Origin of the sequence: Eggerthella lenta DSM 2243, assembly GCF_000024265.1 — a bacterium.
Taxonomy (GTDB): Bacteria; Actinomycetota; Coriobacteriia; order Coriobacteriales; family Eggerthellaceae; genus Eggerthella; species Eggerthella lenta.
The window spans coordinates 2,586,162-2,603,594 of record NC_013204.1 but is presented as its reverse complement, the minus strand read 5'-3'; the positions used below and the strand labels follow the sequence as shown (position 1 = coordinate 2,603,594).

Below are 17,433 nucleotides of genomic sequence, written 5' to 3'. Positions count from 1 at the left end.
CATGGCGTTCAAGGGACTCAGGTTCGCCGGCCTCGAATGGAAGAACATCACGGCATCGAAGATCATGTGGGTGGTCATCGCCGCCATCGCCATCATGCCGCTTCTGTACGGCGCGCTGTATCTGGCGGCGTTCCAGGATCCGTACGCGCGCCTGAACACGGTGCCCGTGGCCGTGGTGAACGAGGACAGGGGCGCGGTGATCGCCGCCGAGCAGCGCAACCTCGGCGACGATGTGGTGCAGCAGCTCAAGGATACCGACGACGGCCTGGGCTGGCACTTCGTGTCTGCCGACGAGGCGCGGAAGGGCCTCGAGGACGGCGAGTACTTCATGACGTGCACGATTCCGGCCGACTTCTCCGAGAGCATCGCCTCGGTCGACGGTTCCGCACCCGAGAAGGCTCAGTTGAAGATCGACTACAACCAGAGCGAGAACATGTTGGCGTCCCAGATCGGCGAGACGGTGTGGAAGGAAGTGCGCACGCGGGTGAGCGACACGGTGGCCGCCGAGTACTGGACGACCGTGCTCGGGCGCGTGGCCGATTCGGGCAAGGACATCCAGAAGGCCGCCGACGGTGCGGACGATTTGAAGAACGGCCTGATCACCGCACATGACGGAAGCGTTGCCATCACGTCGAATCTCGGCACGCTCAAGGACGGCGCGCTGACGCTGGACACCGGCCTGGGCAGCCTCGTCTCCGGCGCATCGTCGCTCGACGGCGGCTTGGGCACCTTGTCCGGCGGCACGTTCGCGCTGAAAAACGGAACGCAATCCCTCGTAGCGGGTGCGAACCAGCTGAAGGACGGTGCCGGCCAGGTCGCCTCCGGCGCGAGCGGCGTCGCAGACGGCGCCGGCAGGCTGCAGTCCGACGGCACCAGCAAGGTCGCCGCCGGCGCAAGCGAGCTGGCAAACGAGACTGCAGGACTCGATGTCCAGGCGGGGAAGCTGAACGACGGCGTGCAATCCTTAGTGGGCAGCATGGGCGATCTGGTTTCTTCGCTCGGGTCGGAAAGCGACTCCAAAACGCTCGTAGGGGGATCGACCGCCCTCGTCGGCGGACTGGAAAGCTTGGCGAACGAGCAGACGGGCGCGCCCGCATTGGCGGCCGGCATAGAAACACTGTCGGGCTCCCTCGGCAACTTGCAGGCGGGAGCTTCCGCGGCAAGCTCGTCTCTGGCGGGCGTGGATAAAGCAGCGATCATGGCAAGCGATATGAGCCCCGTCGATAAGGAAGCGCTTCTCAAAGCTATCGGGACGGCGCGGGCGTACCTGGACGGAGCCGGGGGGCAAACGGGTGTCGTCGAAGGACTGGGGCAGGCGAAGTACTCGACCGACACCCTGCTTGCACCCGGCGCACAGAAGATCGCCGACAACGCGCCGACGCTTCTGGCGGGAGCGCAAGCCGTCAACGGCGGTCTCGTGCAGATGCGCGATTCCCTCGTGTCGAAATCCTCCGACCTCCAGGATCTTTCCGCCGGCGCGAGCCAGCTCGCCCAGGCGGCTCCCGAGCTCGTCGCCGGCATCGGTCGCATCGACGCCGGCGCCAACGAGGTGAACGCCAACATGTCCTCGCTTGTAGCCGGCTCCTCGAAGGTGGCGTCCGGCGCCTCGCAGGTGAACGACGGCGCGTCCTCGGCGGTGTCGGGTGCGAACCAGCTCGACGACGGAGCGGCGCAGCTTGTCGATGGCGTCCAAGCAGCCAAGAACGGTGCGGGTCAGCTGGTTTCCGGCACGCAAAGCGCCAAGGACGGTTCTGCGCAGATCGCTTCCGGCGCCGTGCAGTTGGAGGAGGGCGGCGGTACGCTCGCTTCGGGTCTGACCGACGCAGTGGACGGCTCCGGCGAGTTGTCCACCGCCCTCGCAGACGGCGCGAAGACCGCCGCCGAGCAGACGACGAACATCGACGGCAAGTCCGAGGTGATGAGCGATCCCGTCGAGCTTGCGAACGAGTACTACACCACCGTGAAGAACTACGGAACCGGATTCGCCCCGTACTTCATGGCGTTGGGTCTGTGGGTAGGCGGTCTTGTGGCAGGGTTCGTGTTCAAGCCGCTCAACAGCCGCCTCATCATGTCGGGCGCGAATCCGGTCACGGTGGCGTTCTCGAACTACCTGCCGGTGGCGTTCTTCTCGCTCATCCAGGCCACGCTGCTCATGGTGGTGCTTCAATTCGGCCTGCAGCTGCAAATCGACAACGTTCCCGCGTTCTACGCTATGGGCTACCTCACGGCTCTCGTGTTCGCGGCCATCATGCAGATGCTCATGGCGGCGTTCGGGTTCCCCGGTAAGTTCGTCGCCATCATCCTGCTTATGCTGCAGCTGACGGCTTGCGCGGGCACGTTCCCCATCCAGACGACGCCCGACTTCTTCCAGGTTATCAACCCGTACATGCCCATGACGTACGTGGTGCAGGGCATGCGCCAGATCATGACGGGATTGGATTACGGCATCGTGGGCTTCGACTGCTTCGTGTTGTTCGCAATCGGGGCTGCGTGCTTCGCGCTGACGTGTCTTGTGGCGTATCGCAAGCGCACGGTGCGTATGGAGGACTTGCATCCGGTGCTGCAGCTCGGCTAGTTTCCGACCTGCTACACTGGGGAATGACAGACGAACGGCCCGGCGACGGACGCCGGGCCGCGGGGGTGATGCGATGATGGGAACGAAGCGAACCGAGAAAGCGTGCGCGACGCGCAAGCAGCTGCTCGAAGCGGCGTTGGCGGTGATCGGCGAGAAGGGGTACTCGGCGGCCACGGTCGACGAGATAGTCGATGCGGCCGGCGTATCGAAGGGCGTGGCGTATTATCACTTCAAAAGCAAGGCCGTCATGGCCGAGAGCATCCTGGAAGAGGGGATCGGCGGGCTCATCGAGGGCTTCGAGCGCATCGCTGCGGAGGCTCCCACCGCGCCCGAGGCGCTTACCGGCATGGTGGAGCTGTTCGCCACGAGCATTTTCGAGAACAAGGCGTTCGGGCGCTTCTTCGTGTCCGAGCTGTGGCGCGAGGGTCGCGTGTGGTCGAGGTCCATGCGCGACTACGAGGGGCGCTTGTTGGACGTGTTGGAGGGTCAGCTGGCGCGCGGTCAGAGGGAGGGCTTCATCCGGTCCGAGATCGATCCAGCGTTCGAGGCCGTGGCGCTGATCGGCATGGTGCTGACCACCACGCTGTACTACATCGGCGACGAGAGCCCGTTGCTGGGCGCGCCGTCTCACCAGCGCGCAGGGGCACAGGCGATCGGAGGCAAAGACGGTTTCATCGCGCGTATCGTCGATTTCGTCCGACACGCCAACGCCTCCCCAGGGGTGTTGGAGTAGGCGTAGCGAGAGCATAAGCGGTTCGGAATTCGGCATCGTTCGCGATGCCGAATTTTTTGTTGCCCTGTACTTCGTGTCGATTCATATCGTAGAATGTGAATATGGATCGGAATAGTCAACATTTGAAAGGAGAAATGAATATGTTGTTCTACAGCGAAGGGTCTACGTTGGGTATTTGCCATAGCATAGGGATAGGTTTTATTTGCTTCGATATCGGAATGCAGTCTTTGCCTGTGAAGAAGCCTGCTATGTAGAGAGTTGGTGCGGTTGCGTGATGAAGCCAATGCGTAGAATTGAAGACTCGCTTTCGAAGATGCGGGCGCTCGGTTCGAGGTTGAGCGTACTGTTCTTAGTTCTGTTCGTTGCGTTGTGCGCTTCATCAGCGGTGCTTATCATCCTTGAGGTCTTAAGCTATATTTCCACAGCGACAGCGCCTGATCCGTATGTAGTGTTCCAATTTGTATCATCTATGCTTATGAGCGTCGTTTACGGCGTCATGCTTTTGGTCATGAGAGGCGTTGCCAAAGATGTTTCTCGAGGGCGATCCCCTTTCACTTTTTCGCATGCTAGGCACATCAAAATCATCGCTTGGATGTTCGTCGTGTCGTTTGCCCTGAATCTTTTCATTTCGCCGGACTTTATTGAAATGATTCACGTTGGAAATGCCGACATCGGTCTTGTTTCCGATCAAGTTAGGCGATATCCAACGATCCATCTCGACGTCAAATCCGTCGTTGGGGCTGTCGTTTGCTTCTCGCTCTCTTCCGTTTGGAAGTACGGGGCTTTGCTGCAGGCCGATTCGGATGATTACCTGTAGGGGCTTGAATATGGCGAAGCACCTGATAGTCGAATTGGAAGCGGTGCTGCTCGAGAAGGGCAAAAGCAGCAAGGACCTCGTGCGCGCCACCGGGCACACGACCGTGAACGTGTCCAGGATACGCCAGGCGAAGATGCGCGGCATCAGGATGGACACCCTCATGGAAATCTGTCTCGAGCTGGATTGCCAGCCGGGCGATATCCTGAAGATCGTCACCGATGAGGAGTTCGATCGTCTAGTCGAAGAGCGTCGTAAAACGGGGGAGGCCCGCGTCAAGGCGGGCTTGAGGCGGACCGCCCCCGAGCGCGTGTACGAGATTGATTTGGATCTCGGGGGAGAGTAAGGGTTCCGTTCGCCGGAAGTGCCGGCTTCTTATCATCAAACGATAAAAATACTGATACCATTCCAGGCTGTCATTCTTGAATGAAGGAGGAATCACGGCTCGTCTCTCACTGTTTTTTCGCATGGTCGACGAAGGGGTCGTGTCCTTCTCGGTGGCGGCGAGCTTCTTGGCCGCCGTGCCCCTGTGCGCCATCCAGGGAAGCTGGCTTGCCGAGTGGTCTTTCGACCTGTTCTTCGCTACATGGATCTTGGCGTCCCTGGCGGCTTACCCTTTCGTTTGCGCACTGCTGAACGCTTACTTCCTGGCGGCTCTGCCTGTCGATCGCGAGCGGATGGCGGCCAGCGGGCGCATGGAGACGGCAACGATCGTCGCTGGGGCGTTCGGGCTGCTGTGCGCGGCGTGTCTGACGGATTCGTCTCGCATGGAAACGGTGTCGACGGCTGGGCGCACGTTCGTGGGCGCCGGCATGCTCGCGTGCCTGTTCTGGTATGCGACGGCTCGTTTCCGATCGAAATCGGCCGCGTCGCCGGGTTCGGAGGCTATGGCGGCGCTTTCGGCTTTGATCGTATCATCGACGACGTTCGGGCTGGTCTGCACGGTTGGGACGGGGCTTGTTTGGAAAATCCTCGTTCTGATGTACCCGCTCAATCTCCTGCTCGTCCTTGCGAAACTGGCCAAGGGGTCGAAGGACGCGGAGGCCGGCTTGTCGAACATGCGCCGCCGATTCCGTCGTTGACGAGAAAGATGCGTTTATTGAGCGGATGCGCGACTTCGGCCGACATGCATTCGCGCATGCGGAATCGGTGCGCTACACTATCGGCGAACCCGAGCACAAAGGAGCTAATCATGTGCGGAATCGTCGGATACACCGGAACGCGCCCCGTCAAGGACATCCTGATCGAAGGTCTGTCGCGACTCGAATACCGCGGCTATGACTCTGCCGGCATCGCCGTCGAGCAGGACGGCAAGCTGGAAGTCGTGCACTGCAAGGGGAAGGTGAGCGGCCTCGCGCAGCTCGTCGAGCCCCTCGAGCTGACCGGCACCTGCGGCATCGGCCACACGCGCTGGGCCACGCATGGCCGCCCCAGCGAGGCGAACGCGCATCCGCATACCTCCTGCGACGGCAGCGTAGCCGTCGTGCATAACGGCATCATCGAGAACTTCGCCGAGCTGCGCGAAGAGCTGGAAGGCCGCGGCCATACGTTCACGAGCCAGACCGACACCGAGGTCATCGCGCACCTCGTGGAGGAGAACCTGCGCGAAAGCAACGACCTCTTGCAGGCCGTGCGCGAGGCTGCCGACCGCCTGATCGGCGCCTATGCCATTGCGGCTATCAGCGACCAGGAGCCCGGCACCCTCGTGGCCGCGCGCAAGGACTCGCCGCTCGTGGTGGGGCTGGCCGAGGACGGCGCGCACGTGGCCTCCGATATCATCGCCATGATCGACGACACGCGCGACGTGGTGGTGCTCGCCGACGGCGATATGGCGAAGCTCACGCCGAATGCCGTCACGTTCTACAACGTGCGCGGCGAGGCGTACGAGCCCGAGGTGACGCACGTCGACTGGGATCTCGATGTGGCCGAGAAGGGCGGCTACCCCGACTTCATGTTGAAGGAGATCCACGAGCAGCCGCGCGTGATCCGCGACACGCTGGCGGGGCGCCTGGTGAACGGCGCGCTGTCCATCGACGAGCTGGACCTCACGCTGGAGGAGCTCAACCTTATCGACCGCGTGTACGTCATCGCCTGCGGCACGTCGTATCATGCGGGCCTCATCGCGAAGAACCTCATCGAGGGTTGGGCGCGCATCCCCACGGAAGTGGAGGTGGCCAGCGAATTCCGCTACCGTAACCCCATCATCACGCCGTCCACCCTGGTGGTGGCCGTGTCGCAGTCGGGCGAGACGGCCGACACGCTGGCCGCCATCCGCGACGCGCGCGTAAAGGGCGCGAAGGTGTTCGGCATCACGAACGTGGTGGGCTCGCCCGTGGCGCGCGAGAGCGACGGCGTCATCTACACGAAGGCCAACAAGGAGATCGCGGTGGCCTCCACCAAGTCGTTCCTGGGCCAGGTGGTGTCGCTCACGCTGCTCGCCATGCTGCTTGCCCAGGTGAAGGGCAAGCTCAAGACGAACCAGGTGCGCCTGCTGTTCCACGAGCTGGCCGACACGGCCGAGCAGGTGGAGCGCATCCTGGCCGATTCCTCGTCCATCAATGAGGCGGCGCGCGCGTGCAAGGACGCGTCGAGCGCGCTGTTCGTGGGCCGCGGCATGGGCGCCGCCATCAGCTACGAGGGCGCGCTCAAGCTCAAGGAGATCAGCTACCTGCACGCCGAGGCCTATCCGGCCGGCGAGATGAAGCACGGCCCCATCGCGCTCATCGACGAGGGCTTCCCGGTCATCGCGGTGGCCACGAAGAGCCCCGTGTACGACAAGCTGGTGTCGAACCTGCAGGAGGCGAAGGCGCGCGGCGCCATGGTGGTGGCCATCGCCACCGAGGGGGATGAAGACATTCGACACCATGCCGACCATGTCATCTACATCCCGAAGGTGCGCGACGCGTTCAGCGCCATCACGGCCAGCGTGCCGCTGCAGCTGTTCGCGCGCGCCATCGCCGTCGAGCGCGGCTGCGACGTGGACCAGCCCCGCAACCTGGCGAAGTCGGTGACGGTGGAGTAGCGAACCTGTGGGACCGCGAATCCGCACGGCGGCGCTCAGTCGCTCAGACAGTCCTCGCTGCGCTGCGGAACTCGCTTGGTGAGCGCCACCGTGCGGATTCGCTCCGCAGTCGCCGGTCTTCTAACGGCGAATCGCCAGGTTGGATGCTGAGTCTTTAAAACCCTTTTTTTGGAACATGTGTGATTGGGGATTGTTGTGAGTGAGAACGAGAAGAGCGTGACCGAGGCGGCTTCGGCGGCGTTCGAGGGCGTCGAGGGCGCGGTGGGACTTGGCGTGGACATCGTGGAAATTGCCCGCATGCGCCGCATCTTGGAGCGCACGCCCAGCTTTCGCGAGAAGGTGTTCTCCGAGGAGGAACGCTCCTACTGCGAGTCCACGGCGAACCCCGAGGTGCATTACGCTACGCGCTTCGCCGCGAAGGAGGCCGTGCTGAAGGCGCTGGGCACCGGGTTCTCGCGCGGCATCGCCAACCACGACGTGGAAGTGCGCCGCAACGCGAAGGGTCGCCCCTTCGTGGTGCTGCATGGGCGCGCTAAGGAGGTAGCCGACGAGCAGAGCGTGCGCGAGCTGCCGCTGTCGCTTTCGTACACGCACACCGACGCCGTGGCCTGCGCGCTCGCCATCACGGAGGAGTCGGTCCGCGCCCAAGAGGAGCGCGTGAACCCTATGGAGGAGCTGGCGAAGCAGTTCAAGGAAGCTCGTAGCCTGCTGGACGAGATGGACGCGCCGAAGAAGGCCTCCGAGGATCCGGCAAACTGATCGTCCCGCGCGAGGCGCGCCGTTTCGAGAGTTCGCGCGGCGCGCCTGCATTCGCGGGTCGCACGGGTGAGCCCTCCTCGTCGAGGTGCCTCGTCCTTCCCCTGCATGGAAGAGATTCAACGCTATGCATGATTTTTCGTCAGCGCCATGTACTTCGACCTGGGCTTTCCCTTTTTTGTCTCTGACAACAAGCTTCTAGAATCGTGCATAGCGCGCGATCTCTGCCATCCCGCCTCGCGTTCGCTGCTAGAGCATACGGACAAGCTCGTCCAGCCGCACGGCGGCCGACGCTAGGTGAAAAAGCGCACATGTCGCTCTCGGTCTCGTCTCGCCGCTCCCTTCGTCGAGCGTCTGAACCGATTCTTTATTTTGTTGAGTGAAAGGATTGAATTCCATCGGCGAACCTTCTAGTTTGGTTCGAACGAGCCATTGGCAAGCGAGGAGGCGCACGTTGACGCCAGAACACGAAACGCGCGGCAAGCACGAAGCGCAGCAACCGGCGCCGCAGCCAGCGCCGCGCCCGGCACCGCAGCGAACGCGGCGCATCGACTCGATCGACCCTCCCTTGGCCGACGGCGCGCCGGAAAGCTACGTGTCGTTCGTGCCCGCGTCGCGGGGCGGCCGACCGGGGCCGGTTCGCGGCGGGCGCCCGGAGTCGGCGGACGGCGGCCGACAAGGGTCGTCGAACCGGAAGCCTCCGTTCGCGAAGAAGACCGGGCTCATTGCGGGCGGCGCGCTCGTCGCCGTGATCGCGATCGTCTACCTGGCGGGCGCGCTCGTGTTCATGGACCGCTTCATGCCCAACACCACGATCATGGGCAAGGACGTGTCGTTGAAAACCACCGCCGAGGTTCAGGATCTGTTGACCGACGTGGCGAAAAGCTACCAGCTGAGCGTGTCGGGCGAGGGGTTCTCGCTGACGCTCGCCTCGTCCGACATGGGCACGGCCGTCAACAGCAGCAGCGTGACGGATGCCATGCACGCCGATGCCAGCCCGTGGGCCTGGCCGGTCGAGGTATTCACCGTGCACGACGAAACCGACAAGCTGGTCACTTCGAACGGCAAGCTGGACGAAGCCGTGCGGAAGGCCGTCGAGGCGTTCAACGAGCAGGCCGAAGCGCCGCGCAACGCCGGGCTCGACTACGACAGCGGCGGCTCTCGGTTCGTCGTGCGCGCCGAGACCGTCGGCACTGCGCTCGATGCCGATAAGGTGGCCGAGACGGTGAACGCGGCCGTCGCTGCGATGGGGTCGAGCGCGACGCTGTCCGAGGATGCGTTGCAGCAGCCCACGCTGCTGTCCGACGATGAGCGTCTGGCGAAGGCGGCCGATGAGGCGAACAACCTGTTGAAAGCCGATTTCTCGCTGAAGCTGGGCGATACGCCCGTGGCGCAGGTGAATGCCGATGCCATCGCCGGTTGGGTGCGCTTGCACGACGACGTGACGGTGGGCGTCGACGAGGCGCTGGTGGCAGCCTGGGTGCAGGATCTGGCTTCGGCGTGCAACACCTACCAGGCGCGTCGCACGTTCACGCGCGCCGACGGCAAGGAGGTGACCGTGTCAGGCGGCGTATACGGCTGGATCATCGACAAGGGCAAGCTGCAAGAGGCGGTGACGAACGGCGTGGGTTCCGCGCAGACCGGCGACATGGCCATCCCTTGCGAACAGGAGGCGGGCGCCTACGACGGGCTGCACGGACGCGATTGGGGCAAGCGCTACGTCGACGTCGATCTGACGGAGCAGCACGCGCGCTTCTACGACGACGAAGGCTCGCTCGCGTGGGAGTCCGACGTGGTCACCGGCACGCCGGACGGCGAGCACGACACCCCCGAGGGCGTCTACGTAATCAACGGCAAGGAGAGCCCGTCGAAGCTGATCGGCCAGATGAAGCCCGAGACGGGCGAGCCGGAATACCAGACCGAGGTGAAGGCCTGGATGCCGTTCGTAGACAACTACATCGGGTTTCATGATGCCGATTGGCAGCCCGCGTTCGGCGACTCGCGGTACAAGTCGGGCTACGGCAGCCACGGCTGCGTGAACCTGCCGCCGGAGAAGGCGGTGGAGCTGTACGACCTTATCAAAGTGGGCGACGTCGTGGTCAGCCACTGGTAGGATCGGCCGCCGCGGATCTCGCCGTGATCCTGACCGTGCCAAATCCCCCGTCCCTTTGACACACTCAGGACCGTGTCGAAGGGACGGGGGATTTGGCACGCTTCCTGCTCGCTCAGGACGACGCGCTCACGAGCTCGGCGATGGCGTCGGGGATGCAGGCGACGACGTCTTCCGCCGTCGCAGCGATGGTCGACCAGCGCGCCGCGGCGGCCAACCCGGCGCGGGCGTGCAGCTCGGCGCCCAGCACGGACGCCTCGAAGGGGTCGAGCCCCTGCGCCAGCAGCGCGGCCGTCATGCCGGCCAGCACATCTCCCGTGCCCGCCTTCGCCAACGCCGGAGTGCCGTGCGCCATGCGCACCGTCTGCTCGCCGTCGGAGAGGTACGTGACGGGCCCTTTCACCACGGCGATCACGCCATAGGCGAGCGACAGCGCCTCGGCGAGCGCGCAGGGATCGTCGACAGGCAGGTCGAAGGGGCGTGCGAGGCGCGCCGCCTCTCCGGCGTGCGGCGTGACCACGGTGGGGTTCCCGTTGAGGAAGCGCCGCCTCAGCAAGCGTCGCCCTTTTGCGGAGACGAGCGCGTCCAGGCCGGTGCCGTCCACCAGCACGGGCGCGTCGGCGTGCTTCAGCACGAAGTGAACGAGCTTCTCGGCTTCGACGTCTTCTGCGTCGAAGCCGCAGCCGACGAGGTAGGCGCGCGGTTTGCCGGGCTTCGCGGCCGGAAGGTTCGCCTTGAGAGCCGCGCGCGGGCGCACCACGAGCGAGGGCCGAAAGCCTTGCACGAGCGGGACGGCCGACGGACTGGTGAACACCTCGGTGTAGCCGGCGCCCATGCGCTGGCCGGCGTAGGCCGCCAGGCACGCTGCGCCCGGATAGCGCTCGCTGCCCACGATGGCGGCCAGCGTGCCGCGCGAGTACTTGTTCGCGTCGTCGGCCGGCAGCGGCACGAGGGCCACCAGCTCGTCGTTGCTGTATTCTCGAACGTTCTGCATGGTCGTACCGCCCTGTCTTCCGAGGAACCGCGTGCTCGCATTCTACCGCGTATCGCGCCTGAGCGCGACTGCGGGTCGAATCGGCGACAACGCGTCGAATTCGCCCGTAACCGTACGTAAACGGTTGCGCGAACTGGGGGTTCGGACGTGCCGCTGCGCTAGAATGGCGGTAAACAACCAAGGCGCCGCACCGGTTTTCGGACGTGTTGCGCGGCGCGGTCGCCGCGACCAAGGAGCAATCTCATGGATACGACCAACAAGCACGACTGGGGCCTCGTCATCGCGGGCGTCCTGCTCGTCATCTGCAGCATGTTCTTCCTTTTCGCGCCGGGCTTGGCGCTGGTCACCATCACGGTGATCGCCGGCGCGGCGTTTCTGGTGTCGGGCATCTTCGACATCGTCAACTACTTCCGCTTCCGCCGGGCCATGGACCTGTCGGGCTGGGCGCTGGCCTACGGCGCGCTCGACATCGTGCTGGGCATCCTGTTTTTGGTGAACCCGCTGGTGTCGGCCGGCGCGCTGGCGTGGTTCATCGGCGCGTTCTTCATCGTGTTCGGCGTGTTCGAGGTCGTCGGCGCGTTCAAAGTGCGCAACATGGGCGTGTCGATGTGGGGTTGGATGCTGTTCTCGGGCATCGTCGGGGCGCTGTGCGGTCTGACGTTCTTCATCGCTCCGGCCATGCTGGGCGTGTTCCTGTCGGTGTTCATCCTAATGCGCGGCGCGTCGCTCATCTTCTACGGCTGGAACGCCGGCAAAGCCATGGCGGCGTAGCGCAAGCGCGCTACCGTGGAGCGTTTGCTGAAACCCCGAGCCGAGCGCGCAGCGTTTCGCGGCTCGTGGTAGAATTCCGAAGAAAACAGGCGAAGGCCCCGATCGTTTCGGGGCCTTCTTCCCGATTGCACGAAACGGTGGCGAATATGGCAGACGAACAGCAGACTTTGCTCGACGAGCAGGCGCTTGCGGAAGCGACCAACGATCCGGCGGCGCGCATCGACGCGCTTCGGCGCGAGATCGAGCATCACAGCTACCTGTACTACGCCAACGACGCGCCCGAGATATCCGACGCCGCGTTCGACTCGCTCATGCGCGAGCTGCGCGAGCTGGAGGCCGCGCATCCCGAGCTGATCGACCCGTCCAGCCCCACGCAGCGCGTGGGCGGCTACGTGGGCGAGCAGTTCGCTCCCGTGCGCCATGCCCGGCGCATGTACTCGCTGGACAACGCCATGGACCTGGACGAGCTGGACGCGTGGATCGAGCGTGTGACGGAGGCGTTCGGGCGCATGGTGCCCGTGGTGTGCGAGCTCAAGATCGACGGCTCGTCCATCGCGCTCACGTACGAGGACGGCCGCCTGATGCGCGCCGCAACGCGCGGCGACGGCACCACGGGCGAGGACGTCACCGCCAACATGCGCACGGTGAAGGACGTGCCGCTGCGCCTGCGCCAGGGCGCGCTGGGCGGCTTGCGCGACGCGGACGCGCCGGTGGAGCTGCGCGGCGAGGTGTACATGCCGAAGTCCAGCTTCGACGCGCTGAACGTCGCAGCCGTCGAGAACGGCAAGCAGGCGTTCGCGAACCCGCGCAACGCCGCCGCCGGCAGCCTGCGCCAGAAGGACCCGTCTATCACGGCGAACCGCGACCTGTCCACCTTCATCTACGCGGTGGCCGACGAGCGCGCCCTGAACGCAGAGGGCCAGTGGGAGCTTTTGGCGTGGCTGCGCGAGGCTGGCTTCCACGTGAACCCCGACGTCGAGCTGTGCCAGACTCGCGAGGAGGTGCACGCGTTCTGCGAGCGCGCCGTGGCGCGGCGCGAGGACCTGCCCTACGAGATCGACGGCGTGGTGGTGAAGGTGAACTCGTTCGCGCAGCAGGAGTCGATGGGCTACACGGCCCGGGCGCCGCGCTGGGCCGTCGCGTTCAAGTTCCCGCCCGAGGAGAAGACCACGCTGTTGCGCGATATCACCGTGCAGGTGGGACGCACCGGCAAGCTGACGCCCGTGGCCGAGCTCGATCCCGTGGTGGTCGCCGGCTCCACCGTGGCGCGCGCGACGCTGCACAACGAAGACGAGGTGCAGCGCAAGGACGTGCGCGTGGGCGACACCGTCATCGTGCGCAAGGCCGGCGATGTGATCCCCGAGGTGCTGGGGCCGGTGCTGGCGCTGCGCCCCGCCGATGCCGTACAGTGGGAGATGCCGCGCACGTGCCCGTCGTGCGGTTCGCCCGTTATCCGCGAGGAGGGCGAGGTGGACTTCCGCTGCATCTCCATCGACTGCCCGGCCCAAGCGCTGGAGCGTTTGCTGCATTGGGCCAGCCGCGGCGCCATGGACATCGACGGCATGGGCGAGGAGATCGTGTCGCGCCTGGTGGAGAGCGGCCGTTTGAGCGACGTGGCCGACTACTACACGCTGGACGAGGTGGAGCTGTCGCTTCTGGACATGGGCCGTGTGAACAAGGACGGCGAGCCCATCCGCCTGGGGTCCACCGTGGCGAAGAAGCTGGTGGCGGCCATCGACGAGAGCCGCACGCGTCCGTTCGCCCGCGCGCTGTTCGGGCTGGGCATCCGCCACGTGGGCAAGACCATCGCCGAGCTGCTGGCGGCGGCGTACCCGTCCATCGAGGCGCTGATGGAGGCCTCGGAAGAGGATCTTGCCGTCATCGACGGCGTGGGCCCGAAGATCGCGCGCAGCGCGTATTTGTTCCTGCGCACGCCCGACAACGCCGCCGTCATCGAGCGCTTACGCTCGCACGGCGTGGCGCTTGCGGACGAGGCCGCGGACGCGGGCGAGCAGCTGCCGCAGACGCTGGCGGGGCTCACGTTCGTGCTGACGGGCTCGCTCGTGGAAAGCGGGATGACCCGCGACGAGGCGGGCGCTGTGCTCAAGGCGCGCGGCGCGAAGGTGAGCGGCAGCGTGTCGAAGAAGACGAGCTTCGTCGTGGCCGGCGAGGCCGCCGGAAGCAAGTACGACAAGGCCGTCGCCCTCAGCGTCCCCGTGCTGGACGAAGCTGCCCTGCTGCGCATCCTCGAAACCGGCGAGGCTCCGGAGTAGGACGCCCGGGCTCCGTCGCGCCCCGATGTTTCACGGGGAGCATTGCTCGGATGCTCCGCTTGATACATGAGGCTCGACGAGGATCCGTCTCCGACGGATCCGATGTCCTGCGGATGACCCCCATGCATCCTTTTGCTTTCGAAAAGGCAAAAAGTCATCGAATTCGGAAGAAAGAACGTTTACCGCAAGGTCTCGGATCGTTCTGGCAGGAGGAGGCGTTGTTGCGACCAGGCATTATGAGGAAAATCGTTTCGCGTCGTGATAGCGGGCTGCGCCCCGTCTTCCGAATTCGATGCTTTCTTGCCATCGGCTCCCTTGTCGGATGTCGGCAGAAGGAATCCGTCGATGTTTCACGTGAAGCATTCGTACGTTTGGCTTGCGTTCGCCCTTCTTCGTCTGCCGTTCGCCCGGGGGAGTTACGGAAATGAAATTCGTAACATTCGAAAGGAGCCCCCTCTGGTATAGTGTGTTACGCAATTCGAATACGTAACACCTATGGCGGATTCAAGGCGCCGAGGCGTTGAGGGAAGGGAACGGAAGCATGGCAACACTCACGCGACGCGATTTCGCGAAACTGACGGGTGCGACGGCGGCGACGCTGTCGTTGGGCGGGCTGCTGGCAAGCTGCGCGAGCGGCGAGGCCGAGAAGCCGGCCGAAGGCGCGACGGAAGGTGCGGCCGACAAGGCCTCTTCGCAGGTTATCGTCTCGATGACCACCGGATCCGAGCCGGCCGCCGGCTTCGACCCGATGGTGTCGTGGGGCTGCGGCGAGCACGTTCACGAGCCGCTGATCCAGTCCACGCTGATCACCACCGATGCGGACCTCAACTTCAAGAACGACCTCGCCACGTCCTACGAAGCGTCCGAAGACGGCATGACCTGGACGTTCACCGTCCGCGACGACGTGAAGTTCACCGACGGCACCCCGCTCACAGCGCGCGACGTGGCCTTCACCATCAACGGCATCTTGAACTCGGAAGCATCCGAGTGCGACATGTCCATGGTGAAAGAGGCCGTGGCCACCGACGACGCCACCGTCGTCGTGCACATGGAGAAGCCGTTCAACGCGCTGCTGTACACGCTGGCCGTGGTGGGCATCGTGCCCGAGCACGCCTACGGCGACACGTACGGCGACAACCCCATCGGCTCGGGGCGCTACATGCTGGAGCAGTGGGACAAAGGCCAGCAGGTCATCCTCAAGGCGAACCCCGACTACTACGGCGAGGCGCCGAACATCCAGCGCGTCGTGGTAGTGTTCATGGAAGAGGACGCCTCGCTTGCGGCGGCGAAGTCCGGACAGGTCGACGTTGCATACACCTCGGCGACGTTCGCGGCTCAGCAGCCGAGCGGCTACGACTTGCTGAACTGCGCGTCGGTCGACTCTCGCGGCATCTCGCTGCCGGTGATTCCGGCGGGCGCCATGAAAACCGACGAGAAGGGCGAAGCGGCGGCCGGCAACGATGTCACGTGCGACCTGGCCATTCGCCAAGCCATCAACTACGGCGTCGACCGCGACAAGATGATCGACAACGTGCTGAACGGCTACGGCACCGTGGCCTACAGCGTGGGTGACGGCATGCCGTGGTCCTCGCCCGACATGAAGTGCTCCACCGATGTCGAGAAGGCGAAGAAGCTGCTCGACGACGGCGGCTGGACGGCCGGTGCGGACGGCATCCGCGAGAAGGACGGCACGCGCGCTGCGTTCAACCTGTACTACTCGGCCGGCGACACCGTGCGCCAAGGTATCGCCGAGGAGTTCACCAACCAGATGAAAGAGCTGGGCATCGAAGTATCCATCAAGGGCGCCAGCTGGGACGATCTGTACCCGCATCAGTTTACCGATCCGGTGGTGTGGGGCTGGGGCACGAACGCGCCCACCGAGATTTACAACCTGTTCTACTCCAAGGGCACGGGCAACTACGCCTGCTACACGAGCGAAACCACCGACAAGTACCTCGACGAGGCGCTGGCCCAGCCTACTGTGGAAGAGTCGTTCGATCTGTGGAAGAAGGCTCAGTGGGACGGCCAGTCCGGCATCGCGCCGCAGGGGGACGCGCCGTGGGTGTGGTTCGCGAACATCGACCACTTGTACTTTGCGAAGGACAACCTCAAGATCGCGAAGCAGAAGCCTCATCCGCACGGACACGGCTGGTCGCTGGTGAATAACGTCGACCAGTGGTCCTGGGCGTAAGTTTATTGTGCTCGACGCGGGAGGGGCGCCGCGGTGCCCAGTCGCTCAAACAGTCCTCGCTTCGCTGCGGAACTCGCTTGGTGGGCACCGCGGCGCCCCTCCCGCTGACCGTAACGAGCTTGCGCGTTGGGGGACTGGGCGCCGTTTGCGCTTGTTGGAGGGGTGTTGCTGTGGGGTTTTTCTACTAGTGAGGGTATAGTGGTTTCATGGCTCGATTTTTGGCTCGGAACATAGCGAAGTTTATCTTGCTCATGCTTGCGGTGAGTTTGGTTACGTTTGTGCTGGTCAGCGTTTCTCCTATCGATCCGGTGCAGGCGAACGTGGGGCAGACGGCCTATATCAACATGAGCGAGGCGAAGCGGGCGCAACTGGCCGAATACTGGGGTGTGAACACGCCTTTGTGGGAGCGCTACGCCAACTGGTTCGTCGACCTTCTGCACGGCGATCTGGGGACATCGCTGCGCTTCAATGCGCCGGTGATCGACGTCATCGCCACGCGGGCGGTGAACTCGCTGGCGCTCATGGCCACGGCTTGGGCGGTCAGCGGCGTGCTGGGCTTCGCGTTGGGCATCCTCGCGGGCGCGAACCGCGGCCGTCTGATCGACCGCATCGTGAAGGGGTACTGCTTCCTGTTGGCTTCGGTGCCCACGTTCTGGCTGGGGCTGCTGTTTCTCATCGTGTTCTCGGTGCAGCTGGGGTGGTTCCCGTTCGGCTTCTCGGTGCCCATCGGGGTGTCGGCGGCCGATGTGACCTTTGCCGACGCGCTGCATCATCTGGCGCTGCCAGCGCTCACGCTGTCGGTGATCGGCGTGGCGAACATCGCGCTGCACACGCGCGAGAAGACTATCGACGTGCTGGAAAGCGATTACGTGCGGTTCGCCCGTGCGCGCGGGTTGAGCACCTGGGGCGCCCTGCGCCACCACGGCCTGCGCAACCTCGCGCTGCCCGCGCTCACGTTGCAATTCGCGTCCATATCCGAGATATTCGGCGGATCGGTGCTGGTGGAGCAGGTATTCTCGTATCCGGGTCTGGGGCAGGCGGCCGTCACGGCCGGCCTCGGCGGCGACGCGGCGCTGTTGGTGGGCATCGCGCTATTCTCCGCCGCCTTCGTGTTCACCGGCAACCTGATAGCCAGCACGCTGTACGGCGTGGTGGATCCCCGCATGCGCAAGGGGGCTGCTCATGGCTGACGAG

Annotated in this window: 13 protein-coding genes; 12 read left to right on the top strand and 1 reads right to left on the bottom strand. The window is 64.5% G+C overall.

All coding sequences use genetic code 11. The features are described 5' to 3' along the window. The first annotated feature begins 1 nt into the window (after nucleotide 1). The 8 genes from ELEN_RS11130 to ELEN_RS11095 all read left to right on the top strand — a co-directional run bounded on the left by ELEN_RS11130 (nucleotide 2) and on the right by ELEN_RS11095 (nucleotide 10,013). Nucleotides 2-2,575, top strand: coding sequence for a YhgE/Pip domain-containing protein (locus ELEN_RS11130; RefSeq protein ID WP_015761012.1), 2,574 nt, complete (start codon nucleotides 2-4; stop codon nucleotides 2,573-2,575). 73 nt (nucleotides 2,576-2,648) lie between these two features. Further along, nucleotides 2,649-3,308: a TetR/AcrR family transcriptional regulator gene (locus ELEN_RS11125; RefSeq protein WP_015761011.1), complete on the top strand. Its 660-nt coding sequence runs from the start codon at nucleotides 2,649-2,651 to the stop codon at nucleotides 3,306-3,308. 283 nt (nucleotides 3,309-3,591) lie between these two features. Further along, nucleotides 3,592-4,125, top strand: coding sequence for a hypothetical protein (locus ELEN_RS11120; RefSeq protein ID WP_226844450.1), 534 nt, complete (start codon nucleotides 3,592-3,594; stop codon nucleotides 4,123-4,125). Nucleotides 4,126-4,135: 10 nt separating this feature from the next. After that, complete coding sequence (locus ELEN_RS11115) at nucleotides 4,136-4,468, top strand: helix-turn-helix domain-containing protein (RefSeq protein ID WP_009306392.1); 333 nt, start codon at nucleotides 4,136-4,138, stop codon at nucleotides 4,466-4,468. 121 nt (nucleotides 4,469-4,589) lie between these two features. Continuing rightward, on the top strand, nucleotides 4,590-5,204 hold the full coding sequence (locus ELEN_RS11110; RefSeq protein ID WP_009607814.1) for a hypothetical protein: 615 nt from the start codon (nucleotides 4,590-4,592) through the stop codon (nucleotides 5,202-5,204). A gap of 110 nt (nucleotides 5,205-5,314) precedes the next feature. Continuing rightward, entirely contained in the window at nucleotides 5,315-7,144 is a 1,830-nt protein-coding gene (gene glmS, locus ELEN_RS11105; protein ID WP_015761009.1) for a glutamine--fructose-6-phosphate transaminase (isomerizing), read from the top strand. A 195-nt stretch (nucleotides 7,145-7,339) separates the two neighbouring features. Beyond that, complete coding sequence (gene acpS, locus ELEN_RS11100) at nucleotides 7,340-7,903, top strand: holo-ACP synthase (protein WP_041691651.1); 564 nt, start codon at nucleotides 7,340-7,342, stop codon at nucleotides 7,901-7,903. A gap of 451 nt (nucleotides 7,904-8,354) precedes the next feature. Then, nucleotides 8,355-10,013 (top strand): L,D-transpeptidase family protein, encoded by a 1,659-nt coding sequence (locus ELEN_RS11095; RefSeq protein ID WP_015761007.1) that lies wholly within the window; start codon nucleotides 8,355-8,357, stop codon nucleotides 10,011-10,013. A gap of 112 nt (nucleotides 10,014-10,125) precedes the next feature. Here ELEN_RS11095 and ELEN_RS11090 read toward each other — a convergent pair whose 3' ends face one another. Further along, nucleotides 10,126-11,004, bottom strand: a complete 879-nt coding sequence (locus tag ELEN_RS11090; RefSeq protein WP_009607902.1) for an NAD(P)H-hydrate dehydratase — start codon at nucleotides 11,002-11,004, stop codon at nucleotides 10,126-10,128. A 243-nt stretch (nucleotides 11,005-11,247) separates the two neighbouring features. On the opposite strand from ELEN_RS11090, the gene ELEN_RS11085 reads away from it, so the two are divergent. The 4 genes from ELEN_RS11085 (at nucleotide 11,248) to ELEN_RS11070 (ending at nucleotide 17,429) form a co-directional block, all read left to right on the top strand. After that, nucleotides 11,248-11,775, top strand: coding sequence for an HdeD family acid-resistance protein (locus tag ELEN_RS11085; protein ID WP_009607819.1), 528 nt, complete (start codon nucleotides 11,248-11,250; stop codon nucleotides 11,773-11,775). Between the two features lie 146 nt (nucleotides 11,776-11,921). Beyond that, entirely contained in the window at nucleotides 11,922-14,048 is a 2,127-nt protein-coding gene (ligA, locus tag ELEN_RS11080) for an NAD-dependent DNA ligase LigA (RefSeq protein ID WP_009607846.1), read from the top strand. Nucleotides 14,049-14,589: 541 nt separating this feature from the next. Next, a complete protein-coding gene (locus ELEN_RS11075) occupies nucleotides 14,590-16,239 on the top strand; it encodes an ABC transporter substrate-binding protein (RefSeq protein ID WP_009607775.1) in 1,650 nt (549 codons plus the stop codon). Between the two features lie 206 nt (nucleotides 16,240-16,445). Then, nucleotides 16,446-17,429 carry an ABC transporter permease gene (locus ELEN_RS11070; protein ID WP_009607771.1) on the top strand — a complete coding sequence of 328 codons (984 nt, stop codon included), beginning with the start codon at nucleotides 16,446-16,448 and terminating at the stop codon, nucleotides 17,427-17,429. The last annotated feature ends 4 nt before the right edge of the window (nucleotides 17,430-17,433 follow it).